Raw genomic sequence first — 15,255 nt, 5'->3', positions numbered from 1 at the left:
CATGGCGCTCAACGTCACCCTCGTCTCCGCTGAGGCGGAGGTCTGGACGGGCGAGGCGAGCCTCGTGGTCGCCAAGACCACCGAGGGTGAGATCGGCTTCATGCAGGGGCACGAGCCCGTGCTGTCGATCCTCTCTCAGGGGCAGGTCCGCATCACGCAGGCGGATGGCACGAAGATCGTCGCGGACGCCCGCGACGGGTTCGTGTCGATGGAGGGCGACGTGCTCACCATCGTCGCCGGCCACGCCCAGCTCGTCGACTGACGCAGCTCACCTTCCCGCCAGGGCGGAGGATCCTCGGATCCTCCGCCCTGGCGCTTTCGTCTGCGCACCATCCGTGCGGAAGGGACCATCCGTGCTCCTCCTCCTTCCCCCGTCCGAGACCAAGCGGCCCGGTGGCGACCGGCCCCCGATCGACCTCGGGGGCCTGCGTCTGCCCTCGCTGCGGCGCCACCGCGAGGACGTCGCCGAGGCCCTCGTCGCGCTCTCGGCCGACGCCGACCGCGCGGCGCGCGTGCTGAAGCTCAGCGAGCGCCAGCGCGGCGAGATCGCGCACAACGCCGCGCTGCTGACGGCGCCGACGATGCCCGCCATGGACCGCTACACGGGCGTGCTGTTCGACGCGCTCGACGCGGCGTCCCTGTCGGCTGCCGCGCGCGGCTGGCTCGCACGGCACGCGCTCATCCAGACGGCGCCGTTCGGCCCGATCGGCGCGGGCGACCTCGTGCCGGCGTATCGGCTGGCCGCGGGCACCTCGCTGCCGGGCGTTCCCGCGCTCCGCCGCCACTGGGCGGGTCCGACGGGGGAGGCGCTGCGGGAGGCGGCCGACGGGCTCGTCGTCGACCTGCGCTCGAAGGCGTATGTCGACCTCGGCCCGGTGCCCGACGACGTCGCATCGGTCTACGTGTCCGTCGTCGCCGAGGGCGCGGACGGAGCGGTGCGCGCCCTCAACCACTTCAACAAGAAGGCGAAGGGCCTGTTCGTGCGCGCCCTCGCGGAGTCGCGTCCGACGTGGCGGACGGCGGATGGGCTCCTCGCGTGGGCGGCGGATGCCGGTCTGGACCTGCGGCCGGGGGAGAGCTCGCGCGAGGTGCTGCTCTTCGCGCGGGAGTAGCGGGGGATACCGCGCTTCTGGCATCGTGTGAGCTGCGGCTGACGGCAGCTGCAGACAGAGGGGAACTTCCATGTATGACGACGTGTACGGTCCCGACAGCAGCGCGATTCTCGCGCTCGCGGGACTCTTCGCCTTCTTCGGACTCCTGATCGGCGTTGTCTTCTACGTCCTGGGCTCGTGGTTCCTGATGAAGATCTTCGACAAGGCGGGCGTGCAGGGGCGCTGGCGCGCCTGGGTGCCGGTCTACAACATGATGGTGTTCTTCAAGCTCGGCGACCTCAGCCCCTGGCTCGTCCTGTACGGCCTCGGCGGCGCGCTGCTGCTGAGCTGGATCGGCATCGGGTATGTCTTCAGCCTCGCCATCGCGGTCCTGTCCGCGATGGCGGCCTACCGCGTCGGGCTCAAGCTCCAGAAGGAGGGCGCGTGGGTCGTCCTCTACGTGTTCCTGTCGCTCGTGTGGCTCGGCATCAACGCCTTCGACAAGTCGCGCTGGAACCCCAACGTCGCGCCCGCCTCGTGGGCCGGCAACGGATTCCTCGGCGACCGCACCGTGTGGGACGGCGTGCCGACCCAGCCCGCTGCCGCGCCCGGCTACGGCCAGGCCGCGCCGGCCTACGGCCAGCCCGCGGCCGGTCAGCCCGGCGCGTACCCGCCGCCGCCCGCCCCGGGTGCGTACCCGCCGCCGGCCGACGCGACCGGCGCCTTCCCGCCCGCGGGCGACGCGCCCGGAGCGTACCCGCCGCCTCCCGGCGGAACCACGCCGCCTGCCCCGCCGGCGGGAGACGACCGTCCGCCGGCCCCGCCCGCGCCTCCCGCGCAGCCGTGACGCGCTGACGACCTCGCGGAGGGCCCGCACCGGCACCGGTGCGGGCCCTCCGCCGTGCGGCCGACGCAGCCGGGTCGCACGGCTCGACTAAGATGTGATGACCCGCGCTCGCTCGCACGAGCGCTCCACGACACCCGGAGGCCGATCCGTGCCAGACGCACCCGTGACGACGCAGTCGACGATCGTGCGACGATCCGGAGGCGACGTCACCGTCTCGTGGGCGGCCGTGACGGACCGCGGTCGCAAGCGCGAGATCAACCAGGACGCGGTGCTCGCGCAGTTCCCGCTCTTCGTCGTGGCCGACGGCATGGGCGGCCACATCGGCGGCGAGATCGCGAGCGCCAGCACGATCGCGCAGCTGCAGCGCGTGGTCGAGCACGGCGACATCACTCCCGAGGCGATCGAGGAGGCGCTCCAGCGCGCCGTCGGCGACATCGGCGATCACCCCGAGACGACCGACGAGGGCACCGGCACGACGGTCACCGGCATCTACCTCCACGCGGACGGCGAGGAGGACGCCTGGATCGTCCTGAACATCGGCGACTCGCGCGTCTATCTCGACCGCGACGACGCGATCGCCCAGATCACGGTCGACCACTCGCTCGTGCAGGAGCTCGTCGCCTCGGGTCGGCTCAGCCCCGAGGAGGCCGAGAACCACCCATACGGCAACGTCATCACGCGCGCCGTGGGGCCGAGCGAGAGCGTGATCCCCGACTACGTGCGGCTCGACGTGCGCGCGGGCGACCGCTTCGTGATCTGCTCGGACGGGCTCACCAAGGAGCTCACCGACTACGGCATCCTCCATTTCCTCCGGCAGAACCCCGACCCTGCCGCGGCCATCGAGGCCATGCTCGCCGCGGCGCTCGAGAACGGCGGGCGCGACAACATCTCGATCATCGTCGTCGACGTCACCGAGCCCGGCGCTCCGGCCCCGGCGTCCGCCGATGACGCCGCGACCGCGCAGCTGCCGACCGTCGACGCCGCCGAGACGGCAGGCGCCTCGGCTTCGGGACGGGACGCGGACCCGGACTCGTCCGAGACGGCGGGCCCGGCCGCGTAGCGCGTCCTGACGTCGGCGCGGGCCGGTCCGCGCCGCGGGCACAGGCCCTCGCGCCGGATCGGCCCACGCCGGATCGGCCTGCGCGCGCGAGCGTCACCGGATTCGGATCGGCGGGGCGGGTGAGCTCTCCTGGGACAGACACGCGCACAGGAGCCCCGGCCATCCGATTCCGGGCACCACAACGCGGCCCGCGCCGCGTGCACAGGCCAGCGCGCCCGGCGCGTCTGTCCACAGGGGAGCAGTCGCCGGCCATCCGACTCGTCATCCGCGATGACATGGGAGCATGACGAGTCCCCTCGCGGCGCGCATCGACGAGCCGCTCTCGCTGCCGTCGCCCGCCCCGCCGCCGCGGCCCGCACGCTGGCCGCTGTTCGCGGCGCTCGTGCCCGTCGTCGGCGGCGTCGCCATGTGGTTCGTCACGGGGTCGCTGCTGTCCCTCTGCTTCGCCGCCCTCGGCCCGCTCATGGCCGTCGCCGCCGCGGTCGACGCGCGACGCAGCTCCCGACGGGAGCGTCGGCGCGCTGATGCCGCCTACACCGAGGCCTGTGCGCGCGTCGAGCGCGAGATCGAGCAGCGCCACGATCGCGAGCGGGTCGAGCTGAACCGCCGGCTCGTCGATCTCGGCGCGCTGCTCGCCGACGAGCGCGCGGTGTGGCGCGCTCCCTCCGACGAGCTCGTGGTCGGCCGCGGGGAGGCATCGAGTCGCGTCCGCGTGTCAGGCGGCGAGGGCGAGCGCGCAGACGCCCTGCGCCGACGGGCGGGCGTCCTCCCCGATGCCCCGATCTCCATCGCACCGGGCGAAGGCGTATGCGTGCGGGGAGCGCCGGTCGTGGCCCAGGCGGTGGCGCGCGCCCTCGCGCTCCAGGTCTGCCTGCGGATGGCTCCCGAGGCACTCGGCGTCGCGGCGGCTCCTCCCGGGGAGGAGTGGATGGAGGCGCTGCCGCATCGGCAGACCTCGGCGCCGTCGCGGCGTCTGGCGCTCTCCGGCGAGGGGCCGCCGCCGGACGCGGACATCGTGATCGCGGTCCGCGCGCCGGATGCCGCTCCGCCCGAGGCCTGCGGGGCGGTCCTCGACGTCGGCGAGGGCCTGCAGGGGCGGCTCATCCGCGGCACGCACGAGGAGGACGTCGCCGTCGAGGCCGTCTCCCGCGCGCAGGCGCAGGCCGTGGCCGAGGGGCTCGCGGGCCGCGGAGCCGAGCGCGGCGGCCGCGGCGGGCCCGATGCCGCGCTGACCCTCGGCGAGCTCGAGCCCGTCGCATCCGGGGATCGCGCGGGTCTGCCAGCGGTCGTGGGGCGGGCGGACGGCGAGTCGGCCGTGATCGACATCGTCGCCGACGGTCCGCACGCGGTCGTCGTGGGGACGACGGGAGCGGGCAAGAGCGAGCTGCTCGTCACGTGGGTCGCCTCGCTCGCGAGGACCTACACCGCCGACCGCGTGGTGTTCCTCCTCGCGGACTTCAAAGGCGGAACCGCGTTCGATGCGCTCTCCGAGCTGCCGCACGTGACCGGGGTCATCACCGACCTCGATGGGGCGGCATCGCGGCGGGCGGTCGAGAGCCTGCGCGCCGAGGTGCGCCGGCGCGAGGGACGGCTCGCTGCGTGCGGGGCGCGCGATGTCGGCGCGCCCGGCGTCGAGCTGCCTCGCCTCGTCATCGTCGTCGACGAGTTCGCGGCCATGCTGCAGGAGCACCCGGATCTCCACGCCGTCTTCGCCGACGTCGCCGCACGCGGCCGGGCGCTGGGCATGCATCTCATCCTGGGCACCCAGCGCTCGACGGGCGTGCTCCGCGATGCCCTGGTCGCCAACTGCCCCCTGCGCATCGCCCTGCGCGTCGCCGAGCCGTCCGAGAGCCGCGGCGTGATCGGCGTCGATCTCGCCGCGACGCTGCCGGGCGGCGCCGACGGGCGCGGCCTCGCGTACATCCGCCGAGCGGCCGACGCGGCGCCACGGCTCACGCGCATCGCGCTCACCACCCCGCGCGAGCTCGCGCCGATCGGCGCCGAGGGGGCGCCGCGCGCACAGGGACCGTGGCTGCCGCCGCTGCCGTCCGAGCTGCCCCTCGCCGCGGTGCGCGGCCGCGAGCCGGATGCCTCCGCCGTCGTGCTCGGCATCGCCGACGATCCGGAGCGGCAGCGCCAGCCGGTGGTGACCCTCCGCCCCGGTGTCGAGCGCGGGCTCGTCGTCGTCGGCGGATCGGGGAGCGGCACCTCGAACGTCGTGCGTCTCGTCCGTGCGCAGCGCCCCGATGCCATCGTCGTCCCCCGCGACGCGGAGGGAGCCTGGGATGCCGTCGAGCGCGCCGAGCACGCCGTCGACGGGCTGCTCCTCATCGACGATCTCGACGCTCTGCTCGCGCGATTCCCCCACGACTACGCGCACGCCATCGCCGAGCGCATCGAGAACGTCGTCCGCGATGCGGGGGAGAGGCGGATGACCGTCGTCGCGACGACCGCGCGCGTCACCGGCGCGGTCGCGCGGATCATCGATCTCCTTCAGCGGCGGGCGCTCCTGGCGCTCGCGTCGCGCGCCGACCACGCCGCGGCGGGCGGCGACGCGACGACGTTCGACCCGCGGCGGCCGCCCGGGCGCGGGGTCCTCGACGGGCAGGAGGTGCAGTTCGCTCTCGCTCCCGGCGCAGCGCGCGACGAGGCTGAGCCGGCCACGCCCGTCGCCTGGCGCCCGGGCGCTCCCGTCACCGCGCTGGTCGTGAAAGCGGCACGTCGACGCTGCGCCGCGCTCGCCGACGGATGGGGCGACGGCGTGCGGATCCTCGCCCTGGACGAGCTCCCGCCGGGATCCTCTCTCGAGAGCCTCGCTCTCGCGGACGCGCCGGTCGTCGTCGCGGGGGAGCCTGAGTCGTGGCAGCGCCAGTGGGCGCTCCTTCAGGAGGCGCGCGGCGGCCATCCGCTGGTCGTGGGCGCCGAGTGCGCGACCGAGCTGCGCGCGCTCACCGGGGAGCGGGAGCTGCCGCCGTTCGCGCGCACGCGCGCCTCGCGGGCGTGGCTGTGCGCCGACGGGCTCCCGCCGCGACGGATCGTCCTGCCATGATCCGACGCTGCTCGGTCGGGTTCGGCGTCACACGGTCGCGCGGATGCGACCCACCTCGACGCCGCCGCCGCGGATCGACAGCAGCGGGTGGCTGCGCGCGAAGGAGTCGACCGCCTCCGCCGAGAGAGCGCCCGCCCGCGCGAGCAGGGTGAGCGCGACGACGACCCCCGCGCGCGTCGAGCCGTCGAGCATCTTGAGTGCCACGGTCGTCCCGTCGGGAGCGATCATCGTCTGCACGCCCTCCGCGCCGAACTTCGAGTAGACCCCGAACGTCTCGATCGCGACCGTATCCGGGCGGCCCGGCCCGTCGACCGTCCAGGGGTGCTCGCGCACCGCCCGGACGAGCGCGCCTGCGACGCGGTGCATCGCGAACGGCGACCGCTCCGACGAGTTGCCCGCGCGGTGCACGGCGCGCGCGAGCCCCGCGAGCGTGATCGCGTGCACGGGCGCGCCGCAGCCGTCCACGACCGTGGCGCCGACGCGCTCGCCCGACAGTCGCTCGACGACCTCGCGGATGTGCAGCTGCAGCGGATGCGCGGGGTCGAGATACGTCGCGGTGTCCCAGCCGCTCGCGACGCACGCCATGAGCATCGCGGCGTGCTTGCCCGAGCAGTTCATCCGGAGGCGGGACGGCTCGAAGTGGTCGCGCACCATCGCGTCGCGGGTCGTCGAGTCGCTCGGCCACTGTGCGGGGCATCCGAGGGCGTCCTCGCTGAGGCCGACCGATCCGAGCATGTCACGCACCACCGAGGCGTGACGGTCGGTACCCGCATGGCTCGCGGTGGCGAGCGCGAGTCGCTCGCCCTCGAGGGGCGCGCCCGCGGTGACCGATCCGATGGCCTGCAGCGGCTTGAGCGCCGAGCGGGGGAGCACGAGCGCGTCGGTGCGGCCGAGCGCCGTGACCACCTCGCCGTCGGGCGACAGCACGAGCGCGGCGCCGACGTGGCGGGACTCCACGAACCCTCCTCGATCGACGACGGCGAGCTCGACGGCATCCGGGGCGGTGAAGGTCTCTGGGGTCACCTCACAACCCTAACGAAGCGCCGCGGGCCCTCCGCCGGCGTCCGTGGTGCGACACTGGGGGCATGCTCGGCGAACACCACTACGCGCTCACCGCCACCTGGACCGGCAACCGGGGCACCGGGACATCCGGATACCGCGACTACGACAGGTCCGTGTCCTTGAGGATCGAGGGCAAGCCCGAGGTGCTCGCATCCGCCGACGTGCCGTTCCGCGGAGACGGTGCGCGCTGGAACCCCGAGGACCTGCTCCTCGCGGCGCTGTCGGAGTGCCATCTGCTCTCCTACCTGCACGCGTGCGTCGTCCGCGGCGTCGTCGTCACGTCGTACGTCGACGAGGCGGTCGGAACCATGCGCCAGCAGGGCAACGGCGGGCGGTATGAGAGCGTGACGCTGCGCCCGCGGGTCACGGTCGCCGACGCGTTGATGGTCGAGGACGCGCGCGCGGCGCACGACGACGCCCACGAGTGGTGCTTCATCGCCAACTCGGTGAACTTCCCCGTGCACCACGAGGCGGAGGTCTCCGTCGGCTGACGGCTACAGGCGCTCGTGGGGCAGGGCGCGCTTGATCTTCTCGAGCGTGCTGCTCGCCGGAAGCTCGTTGTAGACCCCGGCGAGCTCCTGGCCGGACAGCTCGTGGATGGCCGCCATGATCTGATCCGTGGCCGCGCGGCGCGCCTTGCCCGAGGACGCCGGTCCGTGCACGGACACATCGATCGGCGCGCCGAAGCGCACCGTCACCCGGTCGCGGAGCGACGGCATCCGAGCGCCCACCGGCATCACCTTGTCCGTGCCGATGAGCCCGATCGGCACGACCGGGGCGCCGCTCTCGAGCGCGAGGTACGCGACGCCCGTCCGGCCCTTGTACAGGCGCCCGTCGCGCGAGCGCGTGCCCTCCGGGTGGAGCGCCACGGCCGCGCCCGTCGCGAGGATGTCCTTCTGCCGGTCGAGCGCGTCGAGCGCGGCCTGCCCGGCGGCGCGGTCGACCGGGATCGCGCCGACGGCCGTGAAGAACGTCCGCGAGAACCAGCCCTTGAAGCCGGTGCCGGTGAAGTAATCCGACTTCGCGAGGAAGTGGACAGGGCGCGGTGCCGCCGCGATCGGGATGACGATCGAGTCGATGAACGACAGGTGGTTGCTCGCGAGGATGACCGCCCCCTCGGCGGGGATGTTCTCCCTGCCCTCGACTCGAGGGCGGTAGACGGCGCGCGCGAGAGGAGCGAGGACGACGCGCCCCAGCGTGTAGACCCAGCTGGGGCGGACGGGTGAGCCGTCGGACTCGGCCGGGTTCTGCACGTCGTCGGTCATCCCTCCAGGGTACTGCCGACGTATGCCGCCGCCGGAATCCTGCGGATCGCCGGTGCGACCGCGGCGTTCAGCGCATGCGGAGCGGAAATCGGGGAGGATGGGACGCGATCCCCCGATGAATGAGGTTTCCGTGCGTGCTCGCTCCCTTGGCCTGATGTCCACCGCCGTCGTCGCGGCTCTCGCCCTCGCGGGCTGCGCGCCCTCGGGAGAGGCGGAGCCGGAGGCGTCGCCCACGGGCACGCCCGCCGACCTCTGCGCGGCCGCCGCCCCCACGGGCGAGGCCGTGGAGTCGGTGACGGTGGACGGCGAGCTCGGCGAGCCGTCGACGGCCACCTTCGAGAAGCCGATCGAGGTCCCCGAGGCCCAGCGCCTCGTCCTCGAGGAGGGCGACGGCGAGCCGGTCCAGAGCGGCGACTACCTCAACTACGCGCTCACGGCCTACGACGCCGTGAGCGGCGAGAAGGTCGGGGAGCTCGGCTACAACGAGGGCGAGCTGCTCCCCGCGCTCGTGTCGCCCGAGTCGCTCGGCCAGTTCACGGGGTGCGAGAACGTCGGCTCGCGTCTCGTGCTCGCGCTTCCGTCGGGCACCGACCAGGCCGGCACCGCGACGAACGCGCAGATCTACGTCTTCGACCTCCTGAGCGTGACGCCGACCGCGGCGTGGGGTGAGGAGCAGGAGCCGACCGAGGGCATGCCCACGGTCGAGCTCGCCGAGGATGGCGCTCCGACCGTCACGATCCCCGAGGGCGCCGAGGCGCCGGAGACGACCGAGCTGTCGACCCTCAAGGCCGGCGACGGCGCCACGGTCGAGGCGGGCGACATGGTCCTCGTCCAGTACACGGGCGTGAAGCTCTCCGACGGCTCCGTGTTCGACTCGAGCTGGGACCGCGGCACGCCCGCGCAGTTCGAGACGACGGGCGTCGTGACGGGCTTCAAGAAGGCCCTCGAGGGCCAGAAGGTCGGCTCGCAGGTTCTCGCGGTCATCCCGCCCGCCGAGGGCTACGGCGCGAGCGAGGGCAACGAGCTCCAGGAGGAGACGCTCGTCTTCGTCGTCGACATCCTCGCGACCCAGCACCCGGCGCCCGCCGCAGAAGAGGCTCCGGCGGAGTGACCCGCGTGCGCCGCGTCATCGTCCTGGGGTCGAGCGGGTCCATCGGCACGCAGGCGCTCGAGGTCATCCGCGCGCACCGCGACCGGTTCGAGCTGGTCGGCCTCTCGACGGGATCCAACGAGGACCTGCTCCGCGCGCAGGCGGCCGAGTTCGGCGTCGAGCACACGGCCCTCGGCGCGGAGGGCTCAGCCCAGCTCGTGCGAGACGTGGACGCCGACATCGTGCTCAACGGCATCACGGGCTCCGTCGGCCTCGGCCCCACGCTCGCCGCGCTCGAGGCCGGGCGCACGCTCGCCCTCGCGAACAAGGAGTCGCTCATCGTCGGCGGCGAGCTCGTCAAGCGGCTCGCCCGCCCGGGGCAGATCGTCCCGGTCGACTCGGAGCACTCCGCGATCGCGCAGGCGCTGCGGGCCGGGGAGCGCGGCGAGGTGCGCCGCCTCGTCGTGACCGCGTCGGGCGGGCCGTTCCGCGGATGGTCGCGCTCCGCGCTCGAGGACGTCACGCCCGCCCAGGCGCTCAAGCACCCGAACTTCTCGATGGGGCGCGTCATCACGACGAACTCGGCGACGCTCGTGAACAAGGGCCTCGAGGTGATCGAGGCGCACCTGCTGTTCGACGTGCCGTACGACCGGATCGAGGTGGTCGTGCACCCGCAGCAGCTCATCCACTCGATGGTGGAGTTCCACGACGGCTCGACGATCACGCAGGCCGGACCGCCGCGCATGCTCGTCCCGATCGCGCTCGGCCTCTCCTGGCCCGAGCGTCTCGTCGACGTCGACGTGCCGATCGACTGGACCGCGGCGCAGACGTGGGAGTTCTCGCCGCTCGACGACGACGCCTTCCCGTCGGTGCGGCTCGCGCGACGTGCGGGTGAGGCGGGTGGCACGCATCCCGCGGTCTACAACGCCGCCAACGAGCAGGCGGTCGAGGCGTTCCACGACGGGCGGCTGTCGTTCCCCGGCATCGTCGACACGATCGCCGCCGTGCTCGACCGGCACGAGGCTCCGGCCGAGCTCACGCTCGAGACCCTCGCCGACGCGGAGGCCTGGGCGCGGCGCAGCGCTGACGAGCTCATCGCCGCACGCGGCTGAGGGCGCGCGCGCCCGTGGGCCTGCTTGCCGCGTGCGGCCGCCATCCGCGGATCTGACCGGCCGCACGGGGCAAACGCCAGGGCTCGGGGGCAAACGCCAGGACTCGGGTGCGTGCGTCCTCGCGCGGCTCAGTTCTCGTAGGGGACGGGCCAGGCCGGGTCCGGCACGGGCCAGCCGGCGTCGCGCAGCGCGCGCCGCGCGAGCTCGCGCGCCGAGTACGGCGTGCGGACGCCCTTGATGTCGCGGTAGTCCTGGTGACCCGGGCCCGCCCAGAGGATCGCGTCGCCCGGTCCGACGAGCTTGACCGCCTCGACGATCGCGGTCTCGGGCGGCGAGAACTCGTAGATCGGGTGGTCCGGGTTCGCCGCGCGTGCGCCCTCGAGGAGGGTCGCGCGGATGGCCGCGGGGTCCTCGTGACGCGGGTGGTGGTCGGTGATGACGACGATGTCGCTGCCCTCGACCGCCGTGCGGCCCATGTCGCGGCGCTTCGTCTTGTCACGGTCTCCGTCGGCGCCGAAGAGCATGAGCACCTTGCCGGGAGTCACGCGGCGGACGGCCGCCAGCGTCTTCTCGAACGCATCGGGCGTGTGGCCGAAGTCGACGTAGACCGCGGGGCCCTCCGGTCCCGAGACGAGCTGCGTGCGCCCGGGCAGGTACGCGCGGATGCCGCCGTCGCGCTCGAGCGCCTCGACGATGCGCTCCCACGCGAAGCCGGCCTCGAGCAGCATGACGATGGCGGTGCCGGCGTTCGACGCCATGTGCGGGCCGATGACCGGCACGACCGACGTGAGCGCGCGGCCATCCGGTCCGGTCAGCGTGAACCGCGTGCCCTCCTGGCGCTCGTCGTCGATCGTGACGATCCAGTCCGCCTGGGCGGCCGCATCGGGGTCGGCCGCGATCGACGGGGTGGCGACGGTGACCACGGGCACGGTCGCGCGCGCGACGTACTCGGCACCGGGAGCCGAGTCGAGGGAGATGACCGCGCGGCGCGAGCGCTCGGGCGTGAAGAACGCCGCCTTCGCCTCGAAGTACTCGCGCATGTCGGCGTAGTCGTCGAGGTGGTCGTGCGTGAGATTCGTGAACGCCGCGACGTCGAAGACGAGGCCGTCGACGCGATGGCGGGTCAGCGCCTGCGCGCTGACCTCGACGGCGACGGCCTCGACGCCCCGCTCACGCATGAGGGCGAGCAGCGCGTGGAACTCGCTCGCCTCGGGGGTCGTCAGACGCGACACGATGACCTCGCCCGCGATGTGGCGCTCGGCGGTCGAGGAGAGCCCCGTCACCACGCCCATCTGGGTGAGGATGCCGTCGAGAAGGTGCGTGATCGAGGTCTTGCCGTTCGTGCCGGTCGTCCCGAGGAGCAGCGGCAGGTCGCGGTCGGTGCCGTAGACCCACGCCGACAGATCGCCGAGCACGGCGCGCGGGTCGGAGACGACGACGATCGGCAGACCGGCCGACGCCGCGATCTCGGCGCCCTCCGTGTCCGTCACGACCGCGACGGCGCCCTTCTCGGCCGCGGCCGCCGCGAACTCCGCACCGTGGCGGTTGACGCCGCGGATCGCGACGAACGCCTCGCCTGCGCGCAGGTCGGCGGTCGCGAGTGTGACGCCGGTGAGCTCGACGCCCGTCGCCTCCCCGCGCAGCTCGCCGCCGAAGCGCTCGGCGAGCTCGGTCAGGGAGCGTCGCGGCGGGTTCTCCGGTCGCAGGACGGGGGGCAGGTTCGACGGTGTCGCGGACATCCTCTCCATCGTCTCACGCGCGATCCGAGGAGAGCATGCGAGGCGCCGACGGGGTGTCGGCGCCTCGCATCGTCTCAGCGACGCGCGGTGCGGCGATACGCGAGGACGCTCACGACGAGAGCGGCGACCCCGGCAGCGAGCCCGCCCGCACCGAGCGCGACCGGCACTGCGCCGCTGTCGGCCTCGCCCGCGTCCGTCTCCGTCGTCGCGTCGTCCGCAGCGTGGCCGTCCTCTTCCGCCGCTGGCGCGAGCGTCACGACCGGCGCCGGAGCCTCGAGGTCGTGCGGGTCCTCGCCGTCCTCGGCGATCTCGGACCACGAGGTCGACCCATCGACGCACAGCTGCTCGACGGGGAATGCGAGCGTGTCGGGAGCGTCGGCGGCGTAGGCGACCGAGAGCTCCACGGCGGCGCGCATCGCGTTCGGGACGGGCTCGTCCGCCGTGTATGTGATCGACTGCACGAGGCCGGTCGACGCGTCGCGCTCGACGTCGATCGACCATCCGGCCTGGACGGCCGGGACGACCGAGTCGATGCCGTCGGCGGGCGGCGTGATCACGAGGGCGGTCGTGGGGGAGTCGTCGCATCCGTGCGAGAACGCGAACGTCAGCACGTCGTACCCGCCCGCGACGGGAGCATCGGGCGTCACGGTGACGTGCGCGTGCGCCGCGAGCGGTGCGGCCACGAGGGCGGCGGCGAGCGCGCCGGACGCGGCGAGGCGGATGCCGCGACGGCGGATGGCGGGACGACGGGCAGGGGCGATGGGAGTCATGGCTGTTTCCTTCGGGGTCTTCGATTCGCTCCGGCGCAGCGCGGCCCGGCTGCGAGGCAGGCCGGAGGGCGCGCGGGGGTGCCGGATGGCGCGGATGCGCCGGACGTCGCGCGCGGCGATCGCGGAGCGCGACGGGTGCCCGGGACGGGCGATGTCAGGCGAAGGAGGCCGAAGGCGGTCCGCGCTGCAGGCGGATGTCGTGGAAGCGCCGGCTCGCCCGCTCGCCGCGGCGGTCTGCACGCAGGGGAAGCCGACGACGGATGCGCACGAGCGGGAGCGCGGCCGCGCGCACGAGGCGCGCGATCGCCCACGCGGCGATCGCGCGGACGAGCTGCTCGCCGCGCCAGAGGAGCGCCGTCGTGACGAGCGCGGCGACCGCGTGCGCCGCGAGCATGGGGGCATCGGCCGCCGTCGCGAGGACGGCCGTCTCGACGAGGGCCGGATGCGCGTGCGCCTCGGCGTGCAGATGCCCCGCGTGCGCGCTCGCGGAGATGCGCGTCGCGACCGGCGACCCGAGCGCGAGGAATGCGAGGTGGAACGCCGCCTGGGTCGTGACGACGGCGGCGAGCACGCGCGACAGTCGCGGACGCCGGCCGACGACGAGGATGGCCGGCAGAGCGAGCACCGCGGCCATCGCGACGACGAGGAGCGGAGCGGGAGCGGCTCCGCCGCCGACCGTGTGCGAGACGGCGGCGAGCACGGTCGCGACCGTCGACGCAGACGCCCCGCGGAGGGCGCGCAGCTGCCGGTCGGTCACGCCCCCAGGATAGGCGCTCGCCGCGTGCGTCCGTGCCGTGCGGGGAACTCCGAGGCGTGGCCGCTAGCGTGGCGGCGTGGATGTCCTCGCGTTCGTGATCGGTGTGCTGGTCATGGTGGTCGGCCTCGCGGTCTCGATCGCGCTGCACGAGATCGGGCATCTCGTGCCCGCCAAGCGCTTCGGCGTGCGGGTCGGGCAGTACATGATCGGCATGGGCCCGACGCTGTGGTCGACGCGCCGCGGCGAGACCGAGTACGGCGTCAAGGCGCTCCCGATCGGCGGCTACATCTCGATGGCGGGCATGTACCCGCCGGCGAAGGACGAGCCGACGACCGCGGTCGACTCGGCCGCGGCGTCCGCGCGCGCCGCCCGTCGCCGCGGCATCTACGCGACGCTCGTGCAGGACGCGCAGGCCGCGAACGCCGAGACGCTCGAGGGCGTCGACGACGCGCGCACCTTCCATCGGCTGCCGGTGTGGAAGCGCGTCGTCATCATGCTCGGCGGCCCGATCATGAACCTCGTGCTCGCGGTCGTCCTGTTCGCGGTGCTCTTCAGCGGCATCGGCATGCAGCAGGCGACGACGACGGTCGCCGCCGTGTCCGAGTGCGTCCTTCCTCCCGGTTCGACAGCCACCGAATGCGCGGCCGACGACCCCGAGGCGCCAGCGCACGCGGCCGGCATCCTCCCCGGCGACCGTCTCGTCGAGCTCGACGGAACCCCCGTGGAGACGTTCGCCGAGGCATCCGAGATCATCCGCGCGCACCCCGGCACGGCCATCCCCGTCGTCGTGGAGCGCGACGGCGCCCGTATCCCGCTGACGCTCACGCCCGTCGAGAACGAGGTCGAGGTCACCGCGGACGACGGCACGACGTCGGTCGAGACCGTCGGCTACGCCGGCATCAGCTCGTCGGTCGAGCGCGTGCGCGAGCCGATCTGGGCGGGTCCGCAGGCGGCAGCAGACAACGTCGCGGCGGTCGTGGGGATCGTCGTCGACCTTCCCGCTCGGCTGTACGACACCGCCTACGACCTCTTCACCGGCGGGGAGCGCGACGCGGACGGCCCGATGAGCGTCGTCGGCGTGGGGCGTCTCGCGGGTGAGGTGGCCGCGACCGACGCGCCGATCCTCGACCGCGTCGCCGTGATGACGAGCCTCCTGGCGTCGCTCAACGTCGCGCTGTTCGTCTTCAACCTCGTGCCGCTGCTGCCGCTCGACGGCGGTCACATCCTCGTCGCCCTGTGGGACGGCGCGCGCCGGGCGGTCGCCAAGCTCCTCGGCCGCCCCGAGCCGGCGCCCACCGACGCCACGCGCCTCGTGCCCCTCACGCTCGTCGTGGTGGTGCTCCTCATCGGCATGGGCGCGCTGCTGTTCGCGGCCGACATCTTCAACCCCGTGCAGCTGCTCGGCGGCTGAAC

Annotated in this window: 14 protein-coding genes; 9 read left to right on the top strand and 5 right to left on the bottom strand. The window is 73.9% G+C overall.

Translation table 11 applies throughout. From position 1 onward, the window contains the following. The first annotated feature begins 1 nt into the window (after window position 1). The 5 genes from GC092_RS11475 (at window position 2) to GC092_RS11455 (ending at window position 6,047) form a co-directional block, all read left to right on the top strand. On the top strand, window positions 2-262 hold the full coding sequence (locus GC092_RS11475; protein ID WP_271172225.1) for a F0F1 ATP synthase subunit epsilon: 261 nt from the start codon (window positions 2-4) through the stop codon (window positions 260-262). A 91-nt stretch (window positions 263-353) separates the two neighbouring features. Then, entirely contained in the window at window positions 354-1,112 is a 759-nt protein-coding gene (locus GC092_RS11470) for a YaaA family protein (RefSeq protein WP_271172224.1), read from the top strand. A gap of 70 nt (window positions 1,113-1,182) precedes the next feature. Further along, window positions 1,183-1,938 carry a large exoprotein gene (locus GC092_RS11465; protein WP_324012029.1) on the top strand — a complete coding sequence of 252 codons (756 nt, stop codon included), beginning with the start codon at window positions 1,183-1,185 and terminating at the stop codon, window positions 1,936-1,938. A gap of 148 nt (window positions 1,939-2,086) precedes the next feature. After that, window positions 2,087-2,998, top strand: coding sequence for a PP2C family protein-serine/threonine phosphatase (locus GC092_RS11460; RefSeq protein WP_324012027.1), 912 nt, complete (start codon window positions 2,087-2,089; stop codon window positions 2,996-2,998). A gap of 283 nt (window positions 2,999-3,281) precedes the next feature. After that, a complete protein-coding gene (locus tag GC092_RS11455) occupies window positions 3,282-6,047 on the top strand; it encodes an FtsK/SpoIIIE domain-containing protein (protein WP_324012026.1) in 2,766 nt (921 codons plus the stop codon). A gap of 27 nt (window positions 6,048-6,074) precedes the next feature. On the opposite strand, the gene GC092_RS11450 is transcribed toward GC092_RS11455, so the two are convergent. After that, window positions 6,075-7,070: an asparaginase gene (locus GC092_RS11450; protein WP_324012024.1), complete on the bottom strand. Its 996-nt coding sequence runs from the start codon at window positions 7,068-7,070 to the stop codon at window positions 6,075-6,077. Between the two features lie 62 nt (window positions 7,071-7,132). On the opposite strand from GC092_RS11450, the gene GC092_RS11445 reads away from it, so the two are divergent. Continuing rightward, window positions 7,133-7,600, top strand: a complete 468-nt coding sequence (locus GC092_RS11445) for an OsmC family protein (RefSeq protein WP_324012022.1) — start codon at window positions 7,133-7,135, stop codon at window positions 7,598-7,600. A 3-nt stretch (window positions 7,601-7,603) separates the two neighbouring features. On the opposite strand, the gene GC092_RS11440 is transcribed toward GC092_RS11445, so the two are convergent. Continuing rightward, the gene (locus tag GC092_RS11440; RefSeq protein WP_282978104.1) at window positions 7,604-8,374 is read right to left on the bottom strand and encodes a lysophospholipid acyltransferase family protein; all 771 of its coding nucleotides are present in this window, start codon (window positions 8,372-8,374) and stop codon (window positions 7,604-7,606) included. 154 nt (window positions 8,375-8,528) lie between these two features. Between GC092_RS11440 and GC092_RS11435 the strand changes: the two genes are divergently transcribed. Then, window positions 8,529-9,485 (top strand): FKBP-type peptidyl-prolyl cis-trans isomerase, encoded by a 957-nt coding sequence (locus tag GC092_RS11435; protein WP_271172217.1) that lies wholly within the window; start codon window positions 8,529-8,531, stop codon window positions 9,483-9,485. A 5-nt stretch (window positions 9,486-9,490) separates the two neighbouring features. Next, window positions 9,491-10,576 (top strand): 1-deoxy-D-xylulose-5-phosphate reductoisomerase, encoded by a 1,086-nt coding sequence (dxr, locus tag GC092_RS11430; RefSeq protein ID WP_324014901.1) that lies wholly within the window; start codon window positions 9,491-9,493, stop codon window positions 10,574-10,576. Window positions 10,577-10,704: 128 nt separating this feature from the next. Here dxr and GC092_RS11425 read toward each other — a convergent pair whose 3' ends face one another. From GC092_RS11425 to GC092_RS11415, 3 genes are all read right to left on the bottom strand, one after another. Continuing rightward, entirely contained in the window at window positions 10,705-12,315 is a 1,611-nt protein-coding gene (locus GC092_RS11425; RefSeq protein ID WP_324012020.1) for a Mur ligase family protein, read from the bottom strand. Window positions 12,316-12,389: 74 nt separating this feature from the next. Beyond that, on the bottom strand, window positions 12,390-13,085 hold the full coding sequence (locus GC092_RS11420) for a YcnI family protein (RefSeq protein WP_324012018.1): 696 nt from the start codon (window positions 13,083-13,085) through the stop codon (window positions 12,390-12,392). A gap of 154 nt (window positions 13,086-13,239) precedes the next feature. Continuing rightward, window positions 13,240-13,842: a hypothetical protein gene (locus tag GC092_RS11415; RefSeq protein WP_324012016.1), complete on the bottom strand. Its 603-nt coding sequence runs from the start codon at window positions 13,840-13,842 to the stop codon at window positions 13,240-13,242. 76 nt (window positions 13,843-13,918) lie between these two features. Between GC092_RS11415 and GC092_RS11410 the strand changes: the two genes are divergently transcribed. Further along, window positions 13,919-15,253, top strand: coding sequence for a M50 family metallopeptidase (locus tag GC092_RS11410; protein ID WP_324012015.1), 1,335 nt, complete (start codon window positions 13,919-13,921; stop codon window positions 15,251-15,253). Window positions 15,254-15,255: the final 2 nt, after the last annotated feature.

The sequence above is a fragment of the Microbacterium sp. JZ37 genome (assembly GCF_035188445.1).
In the GTDB taxonomy this organism is placed as follows: Bacteria; Actinomycetota; Actinomycetes; order Actinomycetales; family Microbacteriaceae; genus Microbacterium; species Microbacterium barkeri.
The sequence above is the reverse complement of the archived record's forward strand: the minus strand, read 5'-3'. Positions and strand labels throughout refer to the sequence as shown.